Source organism: Cupriavidus sp. GW823-FHT07A04 (assembly GCF_058794615.1).
In genome coordinates this window covers 1-23863 of the sequence record NZ_JBXAHA010000017.1, presented here as the reverse complement: position 1 = coordinate 23863, position 23863 = coordinate 1, and the positions used below count along the sequence as shown (strand labels likewise).

General features: G+C 67.5%; 20 protein-coding genes. 11 read left to right on the top strand and 9 right to left on the bottom strand.

What is annotated here, in order from left to right; genetic code table 11:
* Positions 1–31: 31 nt before the first annotated feature.
* The 4 genes from AC1Q7Q_RS27175 to AC1Q7Q_RS27160 all read right to left on the bottom strand — a co-directional run bounded on the left by AC1Q7Q_RS27175 (position 32) and on the right by AC1Q7Q_RS27160 (position 3040).
* The gene (locus AC1Q7Q_RS27175) at positions 32–682 is read right to left on the bottom strand and encodes an HAD domain-containing protein (protein ID WP_492374493.1); all 651 of its coding nucleotides are present in this window, start codon (positions 680–682) and stop codon (positions 32–34) included.
* 221 nt (positions 683–903) lie between these two features.
* Positions 904–1524, bottom strand: a complete 621-nt coding sequence (locus AC1Q7Q_RS27170) for an N-acetyltransferase (protein WP_492374494.1) — start codon at positions 1522–1524, stop codon at positions 904–906.
* Between the two features lie 196 nt (positions 1525–1720).
* Entirely contained in the window at positions 1721–2593 is an 873-nt protein-coding gene (locus tag AC1Q7Q_RS27165) for a hypothetical protein (RefSeq protein WP_492374495.1), read from the bottom strand.
* A gap of 258 nt (positions 2594–2851) precedes the next feature.
* Entirely contained in the window at positions 2852–3040 is a 189-nt protein-coding gene (locus AC1Q7Q_RS27160) for a hypothetical protein (RefSeq protein ID WP_492374496.1), read from the bottom strand.
* Positions 3041–3224: 184 nt separating this feature from the next.
* On the opposite strand from AC1Q7Q_RS27160, the gene AC1Q7Q_RS27155 reads away from it, so the two are divergent.
* The 3 genes from AC1Q7Q_RS27155 to AC1Q7Q_RS27145 all read left to right on the top strand — a co-directional run bounded on the left by AC1Q7Q_RS27155 (position 3225) and on the right by AC1Q7Q_RS27145 (position 6399).
* Positions 3225–4175, top strand: a complete 951-nt coding sequence (locus AC1Q7Q_RS27155) for an ABC transporter ATP-binding protein (protein ID WP_492374497.1) — start codon at positions 3225–3227, stop codon at positions 4173–4175.
* On the top strand, positions 4172–5506 hold the full coding sequence (locus AC1Q7Q_RS27150; protein WP_492374498.1) for an ABC transporter permease: 1335 nt from the start codon (positions 4172–4174) through the stop codon (positions 5504–5506). The genes AC1Q7Q_RS27155 and AC1Q7Q_RS27150 overlap by 4 nt, the downstream gene beginning before the upstream one ends.
* 407 nt (positions 5507–5913) lie before the next feature.
* Complete coding sequence (locus AC1Q7Q_RS27145) at positions 5914–6399, top strand: GFA family protein (protein ID WP_492374499.1); 486 nt, start codon at positions 5914–5916, stop codon at positions 6397–6399.
* Here AC1Q7Q_RS27145 and AC1Q7Q_RS27140 read toward each other — a convergent pair.
* Complete coding sequence (locus AC1Q7Q_RS27140) at positions 6396–7172, bottom strand: sulfite exporter TauE/SafE family protein (protein ID WP_492374500.1); 777 nt, start codon at positions 7170–7172, stop codon at positions 6396–6398. The genes AC1Q7Q_RS27145 and AC1Q7Q_RS27140 overlap by 4 nt on opposite strands.
* A gap of 531 nt (positions 7173–7703) precedes the next feature.
* Between AC1Q7Q_RS27140 and AC1Q7Q_RS27135 the strand changes: the two genes are divergently transcribed.
* The 3 genes from AC1Q7Q_RS27135 to AC1Q7Q_RS27125 are packed head-to-tail and all read left to right on the top strand — an operon-like array spanning position 7704 to position 13387.
* Positions 7704–8966: a TolC family protein gene (locus tag AC1Q7Q_RS27135; protein ID WP_492374510.1), complete on the top strand. Its 1263-nt coding sequence runs from the start codon at positions 7704–7706 to the stop codon at positions 8964–8966.
* Between the two features lie 49 nt (positions 8967–9015).
* Complete coding sequence (locus tag AC1Q7Q_RS27130; protein WP_492374501.1) at positions 9016–10227, top strand: efflux RND transporter periplasmic adaptor subunit; 1212 nt, start codon at positions 9016–9018, stop codon at positions 10225–10227.
* Positions 10228–10240: 13 nt separating this feature from the next.
* Positions 10241–13387, top strand: coding sequence for an efflux RND transporter permease subunit (locus tag AC1Q7Q_RS27125; protein ID WP_492374502.1), 3147 nt, complete (start codon positions 10241–10243; stop codon positions 13385–13387).
* 54 nt (positions 13388–13441) lie between these two features.
* On the opposite strand, the gene AC1Q7Q_RS27120 is transcribed toward AC1Q7Q_RS27125, so the two are convergent.
* Genes AC1Q7Q_RS27120 through AC1Q7Q_RS27105 form a run of 4 tightly spaced genes read right to left on the bottom strand, consistent with a single transcriptional unit; the run spans position 13442 to position 16631 of the window.
* Positions 13442–14230: a DNA alkylation repair protein gene (locus tag AC1Q7Q_RS27120; RefSeq protein WP_492374503.1), complete on the bottom strand. Its 789-nt coding sequence runs from the start codon at positions 14228–14230 to the stop codon at positions 13442–13444.
* Positions 14227–14742, bottom strand: a complete 516-nt coding sequence (locus AC1Q7Q_RS27115; RefSeq protein ID WP_492374504.1) for a MarR family winged helix-turn-helix transcriptional regulator — start codon at positions 14740–14742, stop codon at positions 14227–14229. Before AC1Q7Q_RS27115 ends, AC1Q7Q_RS27120 begins: the two co-directional genes overlap by 4 nt.
* Before the next feature lie 27 nt (positions 14743–14769).
* Entirely contained in the window at positions 14770–15834 is a 1065-nt protein-coding gene (locus AC1Q7Q_RS27110) for an FUSC family protein (protein ID WP_492374505.1), read from the bottom strand.
* Positions 15831–16631, bottom strand: coding sequence for an AraC family transcriptional regulator (locus AC1Q7Q_RS27105; protein WP_416051405.1), 801 nt, complete (start codon positions 16629–16631; stop codon positions 15831–15833). Before AC1Q7Q_RS27105 ends, AC1Q7Q_RS27110 begins: the two co-directional genes overlap by 4 nt.
* 135 nt (positions 16632–16766) lie before the next feature.
* Between AC1Q7Q_RS27105 and AC1Q7Q_RS27100 the strand changes: the two genes are divergently transcribed.
* The 5 genes from AC1Q7Q_RS27100 to AC1Q7Q_RS27080 all read left to right on the top strand — a co-directional run bounded on the left by AC1Q7Q_RS27100 (position 16767) and on the right by AC1Q7Q_RS27080 (position 23717).
* On the top strand, positions 16767–18248 hold the full coding sequence (locus tag AC1Q7Q_RS27100) for an SLC13 family permease (protein WP_492374506.1): 1482 nt from the start codon (positions 16767–16769) through the stop codon (positions 18246–18248).
* Between the two features lie 119 nt (positions 18249–18367).
* Positions 18368–19597 (top strand): MFS transporter, encoded by a 1230-nt coding sequence (locus AC1Q7Q_RS27095; RefSeq protein WP_492374507.1) that lies wholly within the window; start codon positions 18368–18370, stop codon positions 19595–19597.
* 344 nt (positions 19598–19941) lie between these two features.
* Complete coding sequence (locus AC1Q7Q_RS27090; protein WP_492374508.1) at positions 19942–20994, top strand: DUF535 family protein; 1053 nt, start codon at positions 19942–19944, stop codon at positions 20992–20994.
* Between the two features lie 228 nt (positions 20995–21222).
* The gene (locus AC1Q7Q_RS27085) at positions 21223–22032 is read left to right on the top strand and encodes a GntR family transcriptional regulator (protein WP_492374509.1); all 810 of its coding nucleotides are present in this window, start codon (positions 21223–21225) and stop codon (positions 22030–22032) included.
* Positions 22033–22178: 146 nt separating this feature from the next.
* Positions 22179–23717 carry an acetolactate synthase large subunit gene (locus tag AC1Q7Q_RS27080; RefSeq protein ID WP_492376843.1) on the top strand — a complete coding sequence of 513 codons (1539 nt, stop codon included), beginning with the start codon at positions 22179–22181 and terminating at the stop codon, positions 23715–23717.
* The last annotated feature ends 146 nt before the right edge of the window (positions 23718–23863 follow it).

Below are 23863 nucleotides of genomic sequence, written 5' to 3'. Positions count from 1 at the left end.
CCGGGGCCGGCTTGCATCGGCGTGCAGCGTATCAGGCGTGTGCGAGCAGCTTTTCCGTGCGCCGCGCCGGCAGCGCAAGCGTTGGCACGGCTTGCAGCAAGGGCGCGGCAACGGTGCCCACCTCGAAACGCGCGGGCGCTTCCTTGGCCAGGCGGCGCAGCCGCTCCAGCCGGGCTTCCACGCGCGCGTCGGGCTGCGTGTCGAGGCACAGGGTAGACGGGCACGCCACGCCAAGCATATCCAGCGCTTGCTTGAAGTTGGCGGGCGTCAGGCCCTCGGCCGGATTCACACTGACCACGTGCGGCAGCAGGTGCGCGTATTGCGGGTCTTGCATCGATGCCGTGTCGCAGGTCAGGATGGCAAAGGCCTGCGGTGCCGGGCGGTGCGCAAAATAGGCCGCGATACGGGCTGCGTGGCCGCCGGGTATGTCGGGGGTCATGCCTTCCACCTGCAGGTCGAGCTGCTGCAGGATGGCGGCGGGCACGCCGCGGCGCCATGCCTCGGATACCACCACGCGCGCACCGGCCAGGCCGAACAGGCGCCGCACGAATCCGAGCGCGACGGGATCGAAGAAGCGGACGTCGCGCAAGGTGCCGGTATCGGGGATTCCGCCCAGCCGAGCCTCGGAGCGGCTCGAATAGAGGACACCGGGGACGTCAAGCATGATGAGGCGTTCGGACATGATTTCCTATTGGGTTGCAGCGCCGGTTGGCACGTTTGAAGATTACGACGCATCCGGGGAAATCTGGAGAGGCGAGAAGTGCTTAAGTTGCAACATATTTGTAACTTGAGATGCGACTTCGTAAAAATCAGCGATTCGCCCGGGCTAGTTGTTTCGGCGCGAAACAATTAGCCCGGGCGATTCCGGTTTTCATCAACCCGACAAGCGGCGCCAGCGCGGCTCTACAGCATGCCGGTGACGGCTGCCAGCCGCTCGATGCTCCAGCCTTTGCCCAGCAGGATCATGCGCGTGTGCAGGTCGTCATGCACTTCGCGGCTGACTTCCTGCCCGAGATAGGTCAGCGTCTTGTAGCGCAGGTCCACATAACCCAGCACATGGTCCTTCGACAGCGAGTGCCACAAGGCATTGGCGCCGGCGGACTGCCGCGCGCCCGTTATCAGGCACAGGCCGGCGTCCAGGCCCCAGCGGTAGATCGCAGTGGCCAGCCCGCGGCGCTGGTAGGTCGTCTCGTACTTGGAGTGCGGCGCGCGCAGGTAGAGGTCGGCGCGCCGCCCCACCTCGATCAAGCGGTTGAAGACCGTGTAGCCCGCCAGGCGCTTGCGCGCCACGTCCTCCACATAGACGTAGTACTCGCCATCCGCCTCGCGGTAGCGGATCACCAGCTCCGGCGCGTCGGTGGCGATTGCCGGGATGCCGTGGAGGCGGTCGCCCGGCCGGTGCAGGCGGCCGTAGATGGAACCGAACTCCTGGTCGAGCTCGGCGGGGCGGTGGCTGACATCGATGCGCAGCTCTAGCCTGCGCGCAAACCACGGAAGCGCCATGGCCGGCGCCATGATGGACATGTCGTTCTTTCTCCTGGAGGCGCGGCGGTTAGACCGGCATGTGCTGGAAGCCCCGTGCCAGGGCAAACACCACGACCATGAAGAAGGCCAGGACCAGCAAGACTTTGTAGAACATTGCTTATCTCCCAAGTGAAGGGTGAGAATGATGAGAACGCGAGAACGGTGAAGGAACAAGGGCAAGGCGTGCGGTGGCATATCAGCACATGGCAGGTTCCTCCCACCACCCGCTCACCAGGCCTTCGGGCTTGCGCACCGCCAGCACCTTCGCGCAAGCCGGCCACGCATCGACCCTGACATCCAGGCCGGCGTACACGCCATAGCCAATGCCCGCGCGGATCTCGTCGCCCGCCTGCAAGCCTTCGCCCGCCTTGATGGCGCATTCGGCAACGATGGCCTCGAGCGCCTTGATGCCCCAGCCGGCCTCCAGATGCATGCCGCAGCGAATGGAAGCGCCGCACTCGATGCCGTGGCCGGCGCGCACGGTGTGGCGCGCATCGATGACACCGCCGGCGCGGATGCTCTTGCCGCAGTGAATGGCCGCTTGCCCGATCAGGTCCTGCCCGGCCACCGCGCTGCCGGCGAGCGCGATCTTGCCGCCGCACAGCACATCCCAGCCGGCCTTGAGGTTGCCGCCGCCGGTGATCGCGTCCTGCACGTCGATGCCCCATGCGGCCTTGATATCGCCGCCCGCTTCGAGCACGCCGCCACTATGGATGCCGCCGGCCGCCGCGAGACTGTCACCGGCCACGATGGCCCGGCCCGCGCGTATGCCGCCGCCGGCCTGGATGCTGCCCCCGGCGCGCAGCGTGGTCCCGACGTCGATGCAGCCGCGCACCACCAGCGAGCCGGCAAAGACCACGGCATCGGCGTCGATGCTGTCCACGGCGAGTACGGCATCGGTGGGGCCGAACTGTGTGAGCAGCCAGCAGGCGTCGTCAACGCGGCCGTCATCGACGAGGGCGTCGAGCAGGTGCTGGTAGTCGCTGCCGCCCTGGCGATTGCGGACGAACCAGCGGTAGCCATCGGCGCAGGGGCGCTTGGCTTTGACAAAATTCTTGGTGAGCTCCATGGCGATGAAGGCGTGCGAAGTGAATGCCGCGAACGCGCCGCGGCAGGAAAAAGGCGTGCAGGGCCATGACGGGGCGACGGCTAAGCCGTGGCCCCGTGCTCAATCAGAGATTGATGAGAAAGTAGACGACGGCGACGGTGCCGATCGCACAGAGGGTCTTGTGATAGATCGAAGACGAAGACATGGCTTTTCTCCCAGGTTGCACATTGGACAAGGGGCGCGATGCGCGCCCTCAGGCAAAGTGCCGTGCGGGGAAAGTCAGGACCTGGCTGGTGTGTCCTGGTTTCCCCGCACGGCCTGGAAAAGCACGGCGGCGAAACCATAGGTGTTGACCGCGGCCGTTGTGGCGCGGAGCGAGCGCACGCCGCCCTTGGCCGCGCACGCACGCGTTGCCACCGCATGCATGGCATGGCGGCGGACTGCGTTGCGGTGCGAGGCGAGGAGCATGGGGTCTCGAATGAAAGGTGGAAAATCCTGGCAAGCGTGCTGCCGTTTTTTAAGGCAGCACATACCCTTATGCCATATCGGGCAGGGATTGTCCAGCCAGCCCCCTCGCGGGAGGACGCGAGGGGGGGCATCCTGGCCGGGCACCTCGGCTAGAATCGTGTGTCTTCACGAGAGGGGGCGCCACATGCTCGAAGCCATCGGCCTGGGCAAATCGTATGGCACGCGGGCGGTGGTGAAGGACGTTGCCTTCACCGTCGCTGGCGGCGAGATCACGGGCCTGCTGGGGCCCAACGGGGCCGGCAAGAGCACCACGGTAGCGATGCTGTGCGGCCTGGTGGCCCCCGATGCCGGGCGCGTCCTTATCGGTGGCAGCGCGCTGCAGGATGCCGGCGCGCGCGCGGTGGGCCTGCTCAAGCGCCGCATCGGGCTGGTGCCCCAGGAGCTGTCGCTCTACGAGGAACTGCCGGCGCGCGCCAACCTGGAATTGTTCGGCGCGCTCTATGGCTTGTCGGGTGCCTTGCTGCGTGAGCGCACGGCCCAGGCACTTGCGCTGGTGGGTTTGTCCGAGCGCGCGCGGGACAAGCCTGCGCATTTCAGCGGCGGCATGAAGCGCCGCCTGAACATTGCCTGCGCGCTGGTCCACGATCCCGACATCCTGATCTTCGACGAACCCACCACCGGGGTCGACCCGCAAAGCCGCAACGCCATCTTCGACAGCCTCGAAGCGCTGCGCGAGCGCGGCAAGGCGCTGCTCTACACCACGCACTACATGGAAGAGGCCGAGCGCCTGTGCGACCGCATCGTGATCATGGACCACGGGCAGGTGGTGGCCAGCGGTACGCTGGCCGGGCTCTACGGCCGGTTGCCGGTGGCCGAGACGCTGCAGGTCACGGTCGACGGCGTGGTCGATGCCGCGCAACTGGCGCATGACTGCGCCGCGCACCACGTTCGTCACGCGCAGCAAAGCGCAGACGTGCTGACCATTGGCGTAGACGATCTCGCGCGCGCCGTGCCCGCGGTGATGGCCTGGCTGGCTGCCCATGGCCACGCGGTGCATCACCTGGCGTCGGGCCGGGCCACGCTGGAGGATGTGTTCCTGGCCCTGACCGGGCGGCAACTGAGGGACGGAGCATGAGCGCGTTGAATGCACTGCGTGCCTTGTTCGCACTGGTTCGCGCGGACTTGCGGCTGTATTTCTCGGATCGCAGGGCGCTCGTCATGGGCGTGGCCGCGCCGATTGCCATCGCGGCGTTCTTCGGCTACCTGTTCAACCCCGCCACGCAGAAGCCATCGCGCATCCCGGTGGCGCTCAGCGACCTCGATGACAGTCCCTTGTCGCAGAAGATCATCGCGGCGCTGCGGCAGGATCCCGCATTGCAGTTGCGCGAGCTGCCGGCCCAGGCCGCCGACGATGCGGTGCGGCAAGGCAAGGTGCAGGTGGCTGTGACCTTGCCGGGAGGCTTCGGCGAGGCGGCGCCGCGCGCGCTGTTCGGCGCGCGGCCAAAGCCGGTGCTGACGTTGCGCTACGACCCCTCGCAGGCGCTTGCGCTGGCAGTGGTGCGTGGCGTGCTGACCCAGCACGTGATGGAAAGCGTATCGCAGGCAGCCATGGGCGGCGGGCCGGATGCGGCCCGGCCGCTCGGCGCGCTGCGTGGCGCAATGGCAGCGAATCCGGATCTCCCGGCCGCGTACCGCCAGGATGTGCTGGCGATGGCCGATAGCATCGAGCGCGTGCAGCGGGCGCAGGCGGCGCGCGCCGCGAGCGGGCCGGATGCGGCAGCCATGCCCAGCATGCGGATGGGGCTGCCGTTCGAGGCGCGCGAGCAGCCGGCCAGCGCGCAGGGCGGCCGTCCCTACAACAGCTACGCGCATGCCTTCGCCGGCATGGGCGTGCAGTTCATCCTCTTCATGGGCATCGAGTTTGGCGTGGGGCTGCTGCTGATGCGCCGCCTTGGCCTGTGGCAGCGCCTGCGTGCCGCGCCGGTGTCGCGTGCTGCGCTGCTGGGCAGCCGCATCGTCAGCGGCGCGCTCACGGCCGTGATCCTGATGGCGTTGATCTTCAGCGCCGCCATTGCGTTCTTTGGTGTGCGCATCGACGGCAGCGTGGCCGGCTTTGCCGGGGTGGTGATGGCATTTGCCCTGACCACGGCCAGCTTCGGCCTGCTGGTGGCAGCGCTCGGGCGCACGCCGGCGGCCACGCGCGGGCTGGCGATCTTCGCCACCTTGCTGATGGTGATGCTGGGCGGCGCCTGGGTGCCGGCCTTCCTGTTCCCGTCCTGGCTGCAATCGGTGTCGCTGGCGTTGCCCACGCGCTGGGCCGTGGACGGGCTGGACGCGATGACCTGGCGCGGGCTGCCGCTGCAGGCCGCGCTGGCGCCGATCGGTGTGTTGCTCGCCTTTGCCGCGCTGTTCGCGCTGCTGGCGATCTGGCGTTTTGATTGGGAGGAGCCAGCGGCTAGCGCATAACAGGCGCCAACGATGGCTGCGCTGACGCGGGGGGTGCGTTTTGATGTGGGGTTTTTATGCTGCTAGCTGCTGGCGCGGCTGTACGGGGTTGGCCGTTTACGCACATGGAGGTGTTACTTTTCTTTACGAGTAAAGAGAAGTGACATCTCACACGTTCCAAAACGGCCAACACCGCACAGCCGCGCCAGCAGCTAGAAGCATGAAAATCCCGCCCACGAGAGCCCCCCGCGTCAGCGGGCTACAAGCAACACAAATCGCACACGTGCATACATACCCAACCCCGCACGGCCCGTCCGCGCTGGCATATGCACTTTACGCCGACCTACAATTCCTTCTCCAAGCACAACAGACTTTGCGAACGAATCAGCGGAACGGGACACTAGAGTCCCGTCCTCAAGGGAGATCCCATGCATCTCGAAGGTTCCTGCCATTGCGGCGCGGTCAGCTTCAGCCTGGAGTCCGGCTCGCCTTATCCGTTCATGCATTGCTACTGCTCGATCTGCCGCAAGACGGCAGGCGGCGGTGGCTATGCCATCAACCTCGGCGGTGACGCCGCCACGCTGAAGGTTCGCGGCAAAAGGCATGTCGGCATCTATCACGCGGTGATGCGGGAGCCGGGCAAGCGCGCGGGCCGCTCGCCGGCGGAGCGGCATTTCTGCCTGAAATGCGGCAGCGCGTTATGGCTCTGGGATCCGCGCTGGCCGGAGTTGGTGCATCCGCAGGCGTCCGCGATCGATACGCCGCTGCCCAAGCCGCCGGAGGTGGTGGAGGCCGCGCTGGATTTTGCCGCGCCCTGGGTCGATGTGCCCAAGGGGCGGGGCCATGTGCACTGCGGCACCTGGCCCTCCGAGTCACTTGCCGAGTGGCACAGGCGCCGCGGCCTGCAAGGTTAGCCGCGCGCCAGCATGATCCCCGCGGTGGCGATCAGGCACAGGGCAAACGCGGCGCGCAGCCGCCGCTCCGGCATGCGGTGGGCGAGCGCCACGCCCCACGAGATGGTCAGCATGCCGCCGAGTGACAGCGGGATGCCGCTGGCCCAGTCGACATGGCCGGCATGGGCATAGGTGGCCAGCGCCACCACCGCGCCGGGCGTGACCAGCGCCAGCGCCAGGCCTTGCGCAGCCGCCTGCCGGAACCCGAACAGCCCGACCAAGGCCGGCGCCGCCACCACGCCGCCGCCTACGCTGAAAAAGCCCGAGAACGCGCCGCCGACCACGCCCAGCGCCGGAATCCAGCGCGATGACAGGCGCGCCTGCTGCGCCGTGGCGGCGCGCCCTGGCAGCAGCCGCCAGAGGAAATAGAGCGCCAGGCCGATCATGAAGCAGGCAAAGATGCGGCGCAGCAACACGGCGTCGATGGCGGTGGCGAGGCGTGCCGAGGCATAAGTCGCCAGCACCGCTGACAGCCCGAGCACGACCGCCGTGCGCAGCGCGATGTCGGCGCGCCGGCGGTATTGCCAGAAGCCGATCAGCACATTGGGCGCAATCATCACCAGCGCGGTGCCCTGCGCCAGTTGCTGGTCCATGCCATAGAGCAGGCCCAGCGCGGGAATGGCAATCAGCCCGCCGCCGATGCCGAACAGCCCGCCCACGGCGCCCAGCGCGCTGCCCAGGCCAAAGATCAACAGGGCGGACAGCAAGGACGGCAGCAGGGAATGGTCAAGCATGGAATACGGGAGGCGGCTCTAACGGCAACAGCGTGGCGATGGCGTGGCAACAACGTGCACTGCGAGGTGAGTGATAACGCCCCGGGCCGGCGTTCCGGAGGGGGCAAAAGGCGCGAAGCGCGTAATGATACGCGGCTTTGGCGACCCGCCTGCTGGCCACTTCGTTTTGTCATGAAAGCAGCGTATTTGTCAGGGTTTTCCCTCGAAACTGGGGTGTTCGAGGGGTATTTCCCACATTTGTTGGCAGTGTGAAAGGCGTTTGTAATGCAGTTCGGTTTGAATGCGCTCGGGAGATCGTTCGCCGTTGCCGGATACCGGCAAGAACACGTCGGGTTCCACGGAGATGCGTGAATATTCGCTAACTCGGTGCACCGATGGGCGGGTATGGTCGTTTACCGCACACTTAAGTCGAACCGAGCCAGATTGATCGTGTCTTTTTCCATTCCTCGTTTCCTGCTGCTAAGCCTTCTCGGCGCCGTTGCGGGCGCTGCCGCGGCCGGCTCGAATGTGCCGCAAAGCGCACCCTTGCCGATGGATGGCCCCTGTGTGGCGCCGCCGTCCAAGGCTACCCTGACCCTCGCCCAGGTGCGCGTCGATGCCGTGCGCTGCAACCGTGACATCATCGCGGCGCGGCGCAATGTGGAGGCCAGCCAGGCCGATATCCAGATTGCGTCGCAACGGCCCAACCCCGTGCTCAGCCTGGGCGTGGCCAATATCAACCCGCATGCCGGCTTCAACTCGGGCGGCCCGCGCAGCAAGACGGTGGATTCCACCCTGCGTGTGGACCAGGTGATCGAGACCGCCAACAAGGCAGGCTTGCGGGTGGATACCGCGCAAGCCTCCAGCCGCGCCGCCGGCGAAGTGCTGCAGGCGGTGATCACCCAGCAGGCGAGCCTGGTGGACCAGGCGTTCTATGAGGCACTCGTGAGTCAGGAGCGGGTTGCCGTGCTCAACGAGACGCTGGCGCTCTACGGTCGCACCCAGCAGGCCAACGAGGCTCGCCTGAAGGCTGGCGATGTGTCGCGCGCCGATGTGGCCAAGCTGCAGCTCGATGTGCTGCGCGCGCAAGCCGACCTGCGCAGCGCCATGGCCGACCATGCCAGCGACAAGGCCGCGCTGGCGCAAGCCATCGGCGTGCCCGGCACGCTGGCCGACAATCGCCTGACGCCCGACTGGCCCGCCCTGGACGTGCCGGTACCCCAGCCCGACGCCGACACCGTGCAGCGCCGCGCGGACGTGGCGGCGGCGCAAGCCCGCCTGGCTGCGGCCGCCAGCGCGCGCGACCTGGCCCGCGCGGGGCGCGTTCCGGATGTCACCGTGGGCGCGCAGGCGGAGCACTACCCTGTCTCGGCCGCCAACCAGACCGGCAGCGGCAACAGCTTCGGCGTGTTCGTGTCGATCCCGCTCTACGTGCGCCACAGCTTTGGCGGCGAAGCCCGCCGCGCCGAGGTGGATTACTACGCCGCGCTGGATGATCGCAACCGCGTGCTGCTCGAGGCGCAGAACGAGCTGGAGCGCTCGCGCAACCAGCTTGAAGCCGCGCGCCTGTCGCTCAAGCAGATGGTCGAAGGCGTGGTGCCGACCGCCGAGAGCGTCGCCGGCAGCGCCGAGTTTGCCTATGCCAAGGGCGCCAGCAGCGTGCTGGACCTGCTCGATGCGCGCCGGGCCTTGCGCCAGACGCGCCTGGACGCTGTCAACGCGCAAGGCGATTTCGCCAAATCCCTGTCGGCTTACCGCGCCGCCCTGCAGTCCTCACCCAATTCCCAGGCTCGCCCCGATGTACCGCGTCCTTAATTCCGTGTCTGCTCCGATGTCCGTCCCGATGACTGCTAAGCCTGCTTCGATGTCCCCCGTACGTGCCGCGGCCCGCCATGGCGTCGCCGCCCGGCTGGTCGCGTTTTCGCTGGTCGCGCTGGCGCTCGCCGCCTGCGGCAAGAAGGAAGCCCCGCCCCCCAGCGACGAACCCAAGGTCAGCGGTAACACCGTTGAGTTTCCGGCCACGGTCAGGACGCTGCCTGGCATCGTGGGCGAGACCGTCAAGAGCGGCGGCGAGCGCATGCTGAGCCTGCCAGGCCGCCTGGTCTGGAATGAAGACCGTACCGTGCGCGTGACGACGCCGTTTGCCGGGCGCGTGACCGAGGTGTTGGTGCAGCCGGGGACCAACGTCAAGGCGGGGCAGGCGCTGGCCATGCTGACCTCGACCGATTTCGGCGTGGCCCAGGCCGACGCCCGCAAGGCCGCGGCCGACGCCGCCTATGCCGGCAAGGCGCTGGCCCGCCAGCGCGAGTTGTACGGTGCTGGCGTCGTGGCGCAAAAGGACCTGGAGCAGACCCAGGCCGATGCCGCCCGGGCCAATGCCGACCTGCAGCGCACCCAGGCTGCCTTGCGCCAGTACGGCGCCGGCGCGCAGGGCGAGGGCGCGAGCAACCGCTTTGCCTTGCGTACGCCGATCGATGGCCTGGTGGTGGAGCGCAATATCAATAACGGCATGGAACTGCGCCCCGACCAGCCGCCCACCGCGCCGCTGTTCCTGGTGACCGATCCCGGCGAACTGTGGGCGCAGGTCGACGCGGCCGAGGCCGATATCGCCCTGTTCAAGCCCGGCGTGACCGTGCAACTGGTGTCGGCCGCCTATCCCGGCGAGACCTTCGCCGGCAAGGTGGTCAAGGTGGCCGATTACGTGGATCCTGCGGCGCGCAGCATCAAGGTGCGCTTGTCGGTGCCCAACCCGGACCGTCGCCTGAAGGCCGAGATGTTCGTCACCGCCAAGCTGCAGGCCGCCTCCTTCCAGGGGATCGCGGTGCCGTCCAAGGCGGTGTTCCTGGCCGAGAACCACCACTTTGTGTTTGTGCGCACGGCCCAGAACCGCTTTGAGCGCAAGCAGATCAAGCTGGGCGTGTCGTTGCCCGGCATGACCGAGGCGGTCGAAGGGCTCAAGGATGGCGACGTCGTGGTGACCGACGGCAACCTGTACCTGCAGGACATCCTGCGAGACGCCACCGCGGTCAATGCGGCGCGCGCCAGCGAAGCCAGCAGCGCCAGCGCGAAGCAGTGAGGAAGACCGCCACATGATTTCGCGCATCGTCCATTTTGCCCTGCACCAGAAGCTGTTCGTCTGGCTCGGCCTTGCCATCTTCATCGGGGGTGGCCTTGCGGCCTTCAAGAACCTGCCGATCGAAGCCTTCCCGGATGTCTCCGACATCCAGGTCAACGTCATTACGCTGTACCCGGGCCGCGCCGCCGAGGAAGTCGAGCGCCAGGTCACGATCCCGATCGAAACCGCGCTGGCCGGCACGCCGAACTCCGTGCGGGTGTTCTCGCACACCCAGTTCGGCCTGTCCTTCCTGATGGTCACCTTCAATGACAAGGCCACCGACGTGGTGGCCCGCCAGCAGGTGATCGAGCGCCTGCGCGGGGTGGACCTGCCCGACGGCGTGCAGCCGGAGCTGGCGCCGCTGTCCACCGCCATCGGCGAGATCTTCCGCTTTCGCCTGACCGGCAAGGGCTACAGCGCGCAGGAACTGCGCACGCTGCAGGACTGGGTGGTGGAGAAGAACCTGCGCCAGGTCCCGGGCGTGGCCGACCTTGTCACCATTGGCGGCACCATCAAGCAGTACGAGGTGAACCCCAACCTGGCGAAGATGCGCGACGCCAAGATCTCGCTCTCGCAACTCTTTACCGCCCTGCAACGCGCCAACTCCAACGCCGGCGGCGGCGCCGTGGCCAACGGGCGCCAGCAATTCCTGCTGCGCTCGCTGGGCAGCTTCCGTACCTCGGCCGATATCGCCGATGTGGTGGTGTCGGAAGTCAATGGCACGCCAATCCTGGTCAAGGACATCGCCGAGATCAGGACCGGTTCCGCGCCGCCCCAGGGCCTGATGGGCCAGGACGACGAGGACGATATCGTCTCGGGCATCGTGGTGATGCGCAAGGGCGAGAACCCCTCGCTGGTGCTCGAAGCGCTCAAGAAGAGGATCGACCTGCTGGACAACTCGATCCTGCCCAAGGGCGTGAAGATCGTGCCCTACTACGACCGCTCCACGCTGATCGACAAGACCCTGCACACGGTGTTCGGCAACCTGGTCGAGGGCGCGCTGCTGGTGATGGCCGTACTGTACCTGTTCCTGGCCAATGTGCGGGCCGCGGCCATCGTGGCAATCGTGATTCCGCTGGCGCTGCTGTCCACGTTCATCGGCCTGACCTGGGTGGGCATTCCCGCCAACCTGCTGTCGCTGGGCGCGATGGACTTCGGCATCATCGTGGACGGCGCGGTGATCGTGGTGGAGAACATCTTCAAGCGGCTGGGCGAGCTGAAGGAAGCCCAGATCAAGGACAGCCGCGCGCGCATGCACGCCATCCTGCAGGCCACCACCGAAGTGGGCCGCCCGACCGTGTTCTCGATGATCATCATCATCGCCGCGCACATCCCGATCTTTACGCTGCAGCGCCACGAGGGCAAGATCTTCGCGCCCATGGCCTACACCGTGACGGGTGCGCTGGTCGGCTCGCTGATCATCTCGCTGACGCTGGTGCCGCTGCTGTGCCACCTGCTGCTGACCAAGAACATCGCGCATGAAGACAACTTCATGGTGCGCCATAGCAAGCGCCTCTACGAGCCGATGCTGGCCTGGGCGCTGGACCACAAGCGTACCGTGGTGGGCATCGCCGTTGGCCTGCTGGTGGCAACGGTTGGCGTGGGCAAGTTCCTCGGCAGCGAGTTCCTGCCGGAGCTGGATGAAGGCTCGATGTGGGTCAGCTTCGACCTGCCGGCGTCGGTGTCCATCGACGAAGCGCGCGACCAGGCCCGCCGCCTGCGTGGCGTGATTCGCAAGACGCCCGAGGTCAATACCACCATCTCCAAGGTGGGCCGCCCGGACGACGGCACCGATCCAAAGCTGATCAACACCGTCGAAATCCTGGTCGACCTGAAGAACGACAAGCAATGGCGCGCGGGCTACGACAAGCGCAAGATCATCAACGAGATCAACGCCAACCTGCGCCAGCTACCCGGCATCGAGCCGAATTTCTCGCAGCCGGTGCGCGACAACATTCTTGAGAGCATCTCCCAGATCAAGGGCCAGATCGTGATCAAGGTGCAGAGCGACAGCTTGCAGCAGAACAAGCGCGTGGCCGACCAGATCCTCGCCAACGTGCAATCGGTACAGGGCGTGATGCGCGCCTTTATCGACCGCGACGGCGAGCTGCCGCAGTACGTGCTGGACTTCGACCGCGCCCAGGCCGCCCGCTACGGCATCAACGTGGGAGACGTGCAGGACCTGATGGAGACCGCGCTTGCCGGCAAGGCAGCCACCGAGCTGTGGGAGGGCGAGAAGCACTTCAGCGTGGCGGTGCGCCTCAAGCCTAACGAGCGCCAGCTGCCAAACCTGCCGAATATCTTCCTGCAAACGGCGGACGGCGCGCAGGTGCCGCTGTCGCAACTGGTGCACTTCCGCGCGGCTTCCGGCGCGATGAACATCAGCCGCGAGAACGGCCAGCGCACCACGTCCATCGGCATCTTCATCCATGACCGCGACATGGGCAGCGTGGTGAAGGACATGCAGGAACTGGTCGCCAAGAACGTCAAGGCCGATGACGTCAAGATCAGCTGGTCGGGCGAGTTCGAGAACCAGGAGCGCGCCATGGCGCGGCTGTCGATCGTGGTGCCGCTGTCGGTGCTGGTGATCTTCCTGCTGCTGTTCAATGCCTTCAAGTCGTTCAAGAGCGCGACCCTGATCATCTCGAACATTCCGTTCGCGCTGATCGGCGGCGTGTTCGCGCTGTTCATCACCGGCATTCCGCTGTCGGTGTCGGCTGCGATCGGCTTTATCGCGCTGTTCGGCCAGGCCGTGCTCAACGGCGTGGTGATGGTGACCTACTTCAACCAGCTGCGCGACGAAGGCATGCCGGTGCGCCAGGCCGTGCTGACCGGCTCGATGGACCGCCTGCGCACGGTGCTGATGACCGCGCTGCTGGCCATGCTGGGCCTGTTCCCGATGGCCATCTCGCGCGCCATCGGCTCGGAGACGCAGCGCCCGCTGGCCATCGTTATCATCGGCGGCCTGATCACCGCCACCATGCTCACGCTGATCGTGCTGCCCACGCTGTATGAGTGGATGGTCGGCCGCAACTGGCCGGACGAAGAGAACGGCAACGGCAACGGCAACGGCAATGGCAATGGCAAGGAGAACCGCTTGTCGGATTCGCTGCCGGCCTGATCTTCCCGTAGTCGCCTGCCTCGAAAGCCCGTCACCTTGGTGGCGGGCTTTTTTTCATCGGAGGTTGCGCAGCGCACGGGCGCAGATGCGGCGGGTGGCGGCGGGCGGGTCGCCTCGCTGCCAGCGTTCGCACAGGCTGCGCACCCAGTCGGGACTGTCCTTGGCCGCATCGTTGAGCCAGTTGGCCACCGAGTCCTGCACATAGGGCGAGGGGTCGGCCTTCAGCGCGTCCAGCAGCGGCAGGGCTTGCGCGGGCTGCTTCTTCAGCGCGGCGATATGCGCGCACCATACTCCACGCGGGCGCAGTGCCTCGGTGGCAAAGCGGCGCAGCCGCTCGGATGGCGACGCCGTCCAGGCGGCAAGCAGCGCGATGCAGGTGTCCAGGTCCGCCGCGAGATGCGGCCGCACTGCCATCCAGGCCCATTCGCGCACGCCGAAATGCGGGTCGTCGGCCAGCGCCCGGATGGCCGCGAGGCGCTGGCTCAGGTCCAGGCCCGGCCGCATGCCGGCCGTGAAGCAGGCCCAGCCGCGCACGGTATCCGATGGATGCGCCTGGCAACGTGCGATGCCCGCGGCGCCAAGATGCTCGATGAGGATGGCGCCGATGCTGGCCATGCGCTTGAGGATGCCAAGCTGGCTGGCGGCTTCGGCTTGCTGCATGGCGGCTGGCGGGAGTTTGGGAAACACGGCGCGCAGCAGCGTGACTTGGTTCAACGCCAGGCATTCGGTGAGCGTGGCGCTTTGCAGCTCGCCACGCTCCAGCGCGGCGAGGATGTCGGCGGGAATGTCCGCCGCCCGGCTCGCGCCTTTGCGTGTTGCCGGCTGGGCCGCTGACTGGTTCATGCCGGATCCCCCGGCACGCCATTGCGCTTGGCCATGCCCGCGGAAACCTTGCTTAGCAGGCCGTCGAGCAAGGCGCGCTCCTGTGCGGATAAGTCACGGAACAGGCTTGCGATCCAGCGGCCATGCTCGTCAAACACCTCTTTGGCGACCTGCTTGCCCTTGCGGGTGAGCCGGATGGTCAGGGCACGCCGGTCTGTGGTGTCGGCATGGCGCTCGATCAGCGCCTCGCGCTCCAGCCCGTCCAGCAGGCCGGTGATGGTGGCGCGCGTGACGCCGGCTTGCTCCGCGAGCGTATTGGGCGCCAGCCCGTCCTTGGCCGCGTTCAGCAGGAACAACAGCACGAAACGTCCTTCGGACAGGCCATGCGGAGCCAGCAGCGCACCGCAGTCGCGGTCGATCGCGGACGCCAGCGACAGTGCCCGGAAGCACAGCTGGATGCTGTCCAGGTCGGGCAGCTGGCGTCGTTCGGCTTCGTTGAGCAGGGCGAGGTACTTCTGTTCGAGTGCTTGCATAGTGGCGCCATATTATATGCCGCCTAACTAGTTGGCAAGCGCGCCGCCAGCTGCCTTCAAGGCAATCCCGTCGACCAGCAACACGATGACGGCCCCGATCACCGTCGCCGCCGCGCGGTCCATCAGCATGCCGCCGTCGGCCGGCCGGCTGGCGCCCATGATCATCACCATCAGCGGGGTCATGACCGCCGAGTAGGCCAGGTAGTTGCGCAGGCGCAGCAGTGGCCGGGTGCCGGCCAGCCATCCTGCGTTGAATGCCACCAGCCAGTACGGGAGCTGGTGGCCCAGCAGCAAGCTCGCGCCAAGCACGCCGACGAGGGTGCCGGCCACCCGCTGCGTGGCCTTGACGGCGAAGCCCTCTGGCTGCCGCTGGAGCAGGATTGCCACGGTCAGCGTGATCCATTCGAAGTGATGGTTCGGGAACAGCCAGCGCAGGATGCCGGCGCAGCCCAGGCCGAGCACCAGCCGCAGCGTGTACTGCCACCCGGCCCGCTGCGACAGCGTGCGCCGCCATCGCCGCAGGCGCTGCGCGGTGGTGGGCAACGGCAAGGGCGTGCCCGCTTGCGGCAGCGCTTTGGCCCTTGGCGCGAGGAGCTGGCACAGCAGACAGGTCCAGAGCGCGCCGGCCAGCGTGAGCAGGAGAAAGCCTGCCCGATGCGGCGCAGCGCTTGCCGCACCTGTGGCAATGATCAGGAACAGGATGAAGCGCGTGGCCGCGATCGCGAGCGGGCGGCTGTAGCCGCCGATGCAGGCCGCCGCACCGGCCAGCAAGAGGACGATGACATCGGTCAGGACGCCGTGGCCCGCCAGGGCGGCCGCGATGGCCGCGGCAGCCGCAACCGGTGCAAGCAGGGCCGCCAGCGGCCCGATGCGGGATTGGTCGCGCGCGTCGATGCCCGAACCGGCGACCGCCCCGGCGCCGATCGCCAGGCTGCCTAGCGCGGCGGCCTGGCCAAGTGCGATCTGCCCCGTGGCGCCGGCAAGCAGCAGCGGCATGCCCATGCCCAGGGCTGCCGCGAGCATCTCGCGAGGATGCACCTGCGCGCCGGCGGGCCAGTGGATGGCTTTGGCAAGATGGGTCTTTGCGCTCAATGTCCCCTCCCGTGATTGCGGGACTCCGCCGCCAGAAAATCGCGCGGCGCCTGTCCCAGCGCGCGCCGGAACATGGTGGAGAAGGCGCCGGCATTGGCATAGCCGGTTTCGGCCGCCACGTGCGCGAGCGGCTTGCCGCGGCTCATCAGGTCCACGGCGTGCGCCAGCCGCAATTGCTGGCGCCAGGCGGCAAAGCTGGTGCGCAGCTCGGTGCGGAACAGCCGCGCCAGGGTGCGCTCACTGGCGCCCGTCAGCTCGGCCCATTGCGCCAGGCTCAGCGCCGACCCTGGCTGCTCCATCAAGGCGTCGCACAACGCTTTAAGGCGGCGGTCGGTGGGCAGGGCCAGCCCAGGCCAAAGCGTGGGCGCGGTGCGCAACTCCTCGAGCAGCAGGGCCGCGCTTAGCTGGCGCCGTGGCGCGGACAGGCTGGCGGCGTCGGTCAGCGCCACCATCAGGTTGCGCATCAACGCCGACACTTCCACGACCGCGCAGGCGGTGAGCGACAGCGGTGCCGCTTGCGGCAGCACATAGCAGGCGTGCAGCGCCGCGTCGCCCAGCGTGACCACCTCGTGTTCCACATCCGGCGGAATCCACACCGCGCGCATGGTCGGCACCACCCAGGTGGTGCCTGCCGCGGTCACCCGCATGCTGCCGCGCAGGGGGCACGAGATCTGCCCCCAAGCATGCCGGTGGCGGCGAATGATGGCGTTGGGCGGCGGCAGGCGCAGATGCACGATGACCGGTTGCTCGGCGGTGGGCTGGGTCAGCGGGACGGGCTGGTAGGTGGTGCGTGGCATCTGGCTCGGCGCGGCTTTGGCGCAGGTTTTTGGGTGTGGCTGGCATTCGTAAGAAATTGCCCGAGAAGTGTAACCCGGCCAGATTGGCGCGTCCTACGATGGCGCTCATCGCATGGCACCACGGAGTTCCCTCGCATGAGCAATACCAGTCAGCCCGGCTTGCCGCCCCCGGCCAGCCTTCCCGGCAATCCCGCCGCTTCCAAGGCGCCACCCGCCGCAGGCCCCGCGCCCGCGGGCAAGCTGTCGGACAGCGCGCGTGCCGCCATCGTCATCGCCCTGTGCGTGGCGGCGGTATGGCTGGTGGGGCGCGCCACCGGCGCACCCGGCGGCCTGGTGCTGGCGGGGGCGCTGGTGGCGTCCACCGTGTGCTGCTGGGCGCTGGGCGTGCTGCCCGAGCCGGCTACGACGTTGCTGTTCTTCCTGTGCGCCGTCGTGCTGCACGTGGCGCCGGCCCCCGTGGTGTTCTCGGGCTTTGCCTCTACCGCGTGGTGGCTCATGTTCGGCGGCGCGGTAACCGGCGTGGCCTTGCGCCAGACCGGGCTGGCGCAGCGCCTGGCGGCCATCATCTTCCGTGGCCGGGTGGGCAGCTACCGCCAGGTGATCGGCACCGTGGCGGTGAGCGCCGTGGGGCTGGCGTTCCTGATGCCGTCGACCACCGGGCGCGTGCTGCTGCTGATGCCGATCGTGCTGGCGCTGGCCGACCGGCTAGGTTTCGCGCCGGGCTCCAACGGCCGCATCGGCATGGTGCTGACGGTGGCCGCCGCCAGCTACATGCCGCCCACCACCATCCTGCCAGCCAATATCCCCAACAGCGTGTTGCTCGGCGCGGCTAGCTCCCTGTACGGCGTCAACCTGAGCTATGGCAGCTATCTCCTGCTGCATTTCCCCATCCTCGGCCTGCTCAAGACCGTGATGCTGGTCTGGCTGGTATGCCGGCTGTTTCCCGAGCACGGGCCGATCGCGGCACTCCCGCGCGAGCAAGCGAGCGCGCCGAGCCGGCAGGAGAAGTTGCTGGCGGTGATCCTGGTGCTGGCCGTGGCCGGTTTTGCCACCGACGCGCTGCACGGCATCTCGCCGGCCTGGATCTCGCTGGCGGCATGCATCGTCTGCCTGCTGCCGGGCGTGGGCCTGGTTTCCTCGCGCATGCTGGCTGAGCAGGTGCATCTCACGCCCCTGATCTATGTGGCCGGCTTTCTCGGCCTGGGCGCCGTGGTGGAATCCACCGGGCTGGGGACCGCCATCACCACGGCACTGCTGCGCTGGCTGCCCCTTTCGCCGGGGCACACCGCCGCCAATGTGGCCGCGCTTGGCGCGGTCGGGGCGAGCCTGGGGCTCATGACGACGCTGCCCGGATTGCCGGCCGTGCTGACACCGCTGGCCAAACAGCTGGCGCAGGCCACGGGTTTGTCGCTGGAAGCCGTGCTGATGCTGCAGGTTCCCGTGTTCTCCACGGTGTTCTTCCCTTACCAGTCGCCACCCATCGTGATCGCCATGCAGCTCGGTGGCGTGGGGCTGCGCGACGGAACCCGCATGTGCCTGGCGCTGGCCGCGCTGACCTTGTTGGTGCTGCTGCCGCTGGATTACTTCTGGTGGCGCTTGCTGGGCTACCTGCCCTGAGCGCGCCGCCAGCAAGCTTGCGCTAAGTGAGGCATGATCTCGGCCTTCGACCTCTGGTTAACCCCAGCCCCGGGTAGGCTGGCATGCGGGTAAGCCGAGCTCCACTGTAGAAGGCAACCATGACGACAAGAGCGCACTGCGCGCCGCAAGCGCAAGCCAGCCCCGTGGGCGGCGCAAGCTGGATGACCCTGCTGCTGGCCACCGCCTGCGGCCTGATCGTGGCCAACCTGTATTACGCGCAGCCGTTGATCGGCCCGATTGGCCACGCGCTGGGGCTGTCGCCGCAGGCGGCGGGCCTGATCGTGACCCTGATCCAGGCCGGTTACGGCGCGGGCCTGCTGCTGATCGTGCCGCTGGGCGACATCATCGAGAACCGCCGGCTGATCTGCAGCCTGCTGGCCGCGAGCGCCCTGGCACTGGCCGGCGCGGCGCTGGCCGGCCATGCCGGGGTGTTTCTGCTGGCGGCCGTCTGCATCGGGCTGAGCTCCGTGGCGGCGCAGGTCCTGGTGCCGTTTGCCGCGCACCTGGCGCCTGAGCACGCGCGCGGCCGTGTCGTCGGCAATGTCATGAGTGGCCTGATGCTGGGCATCATGCTGGCCCGCCCGGCCGCCAGCCTGGTCACCGACCTGTGGGGCTGGCATGCCATCTTCGCGGGCTCGGCCGTGGGCATGGCCTTGCTCGCCGCTGTGCTCATGCGGCTGCTCCCGGATCGCCGCCCGGCGCCCGCGGTGCGATATGGCGTGTTGCTGGTGTCCATGTGGCAGTTGCTGCGCTCGCAGCCCGTACTGCGCCGGCGTGCGGCCTACCAGGCATGCATGTTTGGGGCGTTCAGCCTGTTCTGGACTACCGTGCCCCTGTGGCTCGCCGGCCCCGAGTTCGGCCTGAGCCAGAAGGGCATCGCCCTGTTCGCGCTGGCTGGCGTGGCGGGAGCGGTGGCCGCGCCCATCGCAGGGCGCCAGGCCGATCGCGGCCGTGGCCGGGGCATGACCCTGCTCGCCATGCTGCTCGCGGCCGGCGCCTTTGTGCTGGGCCAGGCCGGCACGCCCGGCTCGCCCTTGGCCCTGGTGGCGCTGACGATTGCCGCTATCGTGCTGGATTTTGGCGTGGCGGCCAGCCTGGTCGTCGGCCAGCGCGCCATCTTTGCGCTGGGCGCTGCCTATCGCAGCCGCCTGAACGGGCTCTTCATGGCGATTTTCTTCACCGGCGGCGCCGTAGCATCGGCCGTCGGGGCATGGGCCTTTGCCCAAGGCGGCTGGACGCTCACCAGCTGGATCGGCTTCGGCCTGCCGGCCATGGCGGGCCTGTACTTCGCGACGGAGCCACGACTCGCAGGCGCGCCGCCGCGCTGATCCCGGATCGCCGGGGCCAAGGCGCGCGTCCTGCGCGCTTGATCCAGGCAGCGACCTGATCTATCGATGTTCCCGGGCGCCCCGCCGAAATTTTTTTTCGGTCCAAGGGAAATGACTGCATTTCCTGTCAACCGGACGTATTACTATTCGTTACGAAATATTACGGGGCTGAAACACTTGGCCCGGTGGCCCCCCACGCTGCCAGCCTTGCCCCGTGATCCAGGCTACGCCTGGCCGCCTGCCCCGTCGCCGTCGTGGCGGGCGCGGCGATTTTGAATCGTAAGCGCAGCACCACAAGACCGGATACCGGCTTTGCTGCATTGGGAACAGGGGAGCGTCAAGTGGTGCAAGGACCAATCTCGAGCCTTCAATGGCTGTCGGGGCTGAATGCCAGGGGATTTTTTCACGATCTCGGGCCTTTTTTCTATTTTCGCTATCTGGCGGCGCTCACTGCGTTGTCGGCGTTTTGCCACCCGCCGGGCGGCAAGAAGTGGGTTTTCAAGCGTTTCAAGCTGATCTGCCGGTCCGCATTCCGCTTTGCCGCGGTGCGCAGCTGGTTGCAGGCGGTCGACTCCTGCGCGCTGATGCGGTGCGTGGCCATGGCCAAGCCTTCGCTGCTCGAACGCCCGTATCGCCCGCTTGGCGCATTTGGGCTGAGCTTTCGCGAGCGCATGCGTACGGTGCTGGATCACTACCGTGCGATGAGCACGCTGGTGCCGCTGGCGCTGAGCGAACGCGTCTACGTGGGCGGCGGGCTCGAATGGGCGACGGGCGATGGCCGCTATAGGCTGCGCCTGGCGGATTCGGGGCCGAATCCCAAGGAAGGCGAACTGGCCTTTTATTGGCTGGACACGGCCAGCGGCGTGTGCCTGAGCCAGCTCAGCTTCTACTTGGCGCAACGCAAGGGCGGCACGGAGATCTTCGTCGGGGGCCTGCAAGGCCCCATGGGCGAGAGCAGCCGCGACCTGATCCGCGAAGCCACCAAGGCATGCGAAGGCCTGCGTCCCAAGGACGCGGTCATGGAAGCGCTGCTCGGCTTTGCCGCCTTACTTGGGGTGCAACGCATCGTAGGCGTCAGCAAGAAAAATCACGTGGGCCGCCAACGCCATACCCCGCGCGAGATCCGCTGCGACTACGAGGGCTTCTGGATGGAGTCCGCGGGCCAGCCAATGCCTTGCGGCAATGTCGAGGTGCCGGTCAACCAGCCGCGCCGCGATGTGATGGCGCTGCCGTCCAAGAAGCGCTCCGCGTACCGGCGCAAGCTGGCCCAGGTAGAGGCCATCCACGCGGCCGTGCACGGCTGGTTCGCGGCGCCCGCCGTGCCGCAGGCAACCACCCCGGCGCCCACCCTGACGCAGGTCATTGCGCCGGGCAGCGCGGAGCCGCTTGCAGCGTGAGGCAGGGCGGCGACAAGCCGCGACGGACACACAAAGAAAAGCGCGGGCTTCGGCCTGCGCTTTTTTTTTTGCGCCAGTGACGGGGCTGCAGTAAACCCTGGTAGTCTAGGTTTATAGACCTTATTAAAGTAGGCCACTTCTGTAAGCCACTTCCGTAAGCCACTTCCAGCCGGCGATAACACGCTGGCGCCCCCGGCTTTCGCAGTTGCTGCGTTGCTTCCGCCATCGATGTCGAATCCAGCTTTCACCGCCTTGCCCGCTTCCAGCGACCTCTTGTCCCGCAGCCGCCAGCCGGTCTACCTCCAGCTCGCCACGATCTTCCGCCGCCATATCGAGAGTGGCGAGTGGCGCCAAGGCGAGCGCATTCCGTCGCTCGAGCAGCTTTGCCGCGAGTTCGGCGTGGCGCGCATGACCATGCATCACGCGCTCTCCCTGCTTGACGAAGAAGGCCTGCTGATCCGCGAGCGCGGGCGCGGCACGTTCGTCAAGGCAAGCTGCCGCGAGCGCCGCGCCATGAGGCTGCCGGTGAGCTGGGACCAGGTGGTGGCCGTCGGCGAGCAGCTCGACACCGAGGCGCTGTCCGAGTCCGACGGCACCGTCACCTTGCCGGACGAACTGGGCATGCCTTGCGCCGCCGCGCGCGCGCCGGGCTATCACTTCCTGCGCCGTCTGCACACGATCGAGCTGCGCCCGTTCGCGCTGGGCGAGGTCTTTATCGAGGCCAGCGTGTTTGCCCGGGAGCCGGAAGCGTTCCGCCACGGGGCTTCGGTGCCGGTGCTCGACCGTTTCCCCCAGCTGAAGGTCACCGCTGCCAGGCAGCGCCTGTCGATCATTGCGGCGGGCGCGGAATCGGCCGCCCGGCTGGCCTTGCCCGTTGGCGCGCCGGTGGCCGAGTTGCGGCGCTATGCGTGCGTAGACGGCGTGATCGTCTATTACGCGCGCATCGAATTCCCGAGCGAGTTCGTCTGCCTGGATTTCGACCTGCTCGCGCACGGCGCGGGCGCCACGCCGGCACGCCGCTCACGCAGTCCTGACTAGCCTATCCCCGAACCCATCCCCGAACCCATCCCCGAACCCATCCCCGAACTCATCCCCCAACGCGCCAAATGGAAAAGAACAAGATGCCGAATACCGATCGCAACCCAGGAACCCCCGCCAGCCATGGAGACAACGGGCGGGGCGAGATGAACGGCGCCGAGAGCCTGGTCAAGACGCTGCTGGCTTGCGGCGTGGACACCTGCTTTGCCAACCCCGGCACCAGCGAGATGCACTTCGTGGCCGCGCTCGACCGCATTCCCGGCATGCGTTGCGTGCTCGGCCTGTTTGAGGGCGTGGTGACCGGCGCGGCCGATGGCTACGCGCGCATGGCTGACAAGCCGGCAGCCACGCTGCTGCACTGCGGCCCGGGCCTGGCCAATGGCCTGGCCAACCTGCATAACGCGCGCCGCGCGCAGACGCCGGTGATCAATATCGTGGGCGACCAGGCTACCTATCACCGTCCGTTCGACGCACCGCTGACGGCCGATACCGAAGGCTGGGCGCGCCCCGTCTCGGTCTGGACCCGCACCGCCACGGATGCCGCATCGGTCGGCGCCGATGCCGCCACGGCCGTGCAGGCCGCGTGCGCCGCCCCCGGTGGGGTCGCCAGCCTGATCCTGCCCTCGGATGTCTGCTGGGATGCCGGCGGCAAGGTAGGCGTGCCGCTGGCGCCGCTGCCGGTGCCCAAGGTCTCGCCCGACGCCGTCCAGCAAGCTGCACGCCTGCTGCGCTCGGGCCTGCCCACGCTGATCGTGCTGGCCGGCACCGCGCTGCGCGAGGCGCCGCTGGCCGATGCGCACCGCATCGCCGCTGCCACCGATGCGCGCCTGATCACGCCGATGTCCAACGCCCGCGTGTCGCGCGGCCGTGGCCGTTTCAACGTGGATCGGGTGCCCTATTCCGGCGACGTGGCGCGTGACAAGCTGGCGGGCATCCGCAACGTCATCCTGGTGGGCGCGCCGCCGCCGGTGACGTTCTTCGCCTATCCGGGCAAGTCGCCGCGCCCATATCCGGAAGACGCTGAGATCCATGTGCTGGCCCGTCCGGAACAAGATCTAGCCGAAGCCCTGGCGCGTCTTGCCGACGAGCTTGGCGCCCCCTCGGTGTCGGTGCCGGCTTCGGTCGCGCCGCGTGGGATCGCCAAGGGCGCGGTAACCTCCGAGGCGGTCGCGCAAACGCTGACCGCACTGCTGCCGGAGCAGGCCATCGTGGTGGAAGAGAGCGTGAGCTTTGGGCGTGCGTTTTATCCGGGGACCGTGCATGCCGCGCCGCATGACTGGCTGCAACTGACTGGTGGCGCTATCGGCGATGGGTTGCCGCTGGCGACTGGCGCCGCGGTCGCCGCGCCGGGGCGCCGGGTGGTCGCGTTGCAGGCTGATGGCTCGGGGATGTACACGCTGCAATCGCTGTGGACGATGGCGCGCGAGAAGCTCGACGTTACCGTGGTGATTCTGGCCAATCGCAAGTACGCGATTTTGCTGGGTGAGCTGGCTGGCGTTGGGGCCAATCCGGGCAAGACTGCGCTTGATATGCTGGATATCGGCAATCCGGATCTCAACTGGGTGCAGTTGGCCAATGGGATGGGGGTGGAGGCTGCGCGGGCTGAGGATATGGAGCGGTTTGCTGAGTTGTTTGGTATGGCTAATGCTCGGCGGGGGCCGTTTGTTATTGAGTTGGTGATTTGAGGTTGGGGGTGGGTTGATGGTCCCAGCTGCAGCTGCTTAACTTCAACGTCAAGAGCTTAAAGTCAAAGGCAGTTTCACCACGCCTGCGGCGCGGCGACCTACTTTCTTGTCTTGCCAAGAAAGTAGGCAAAGAAGGCGCGCCGGAT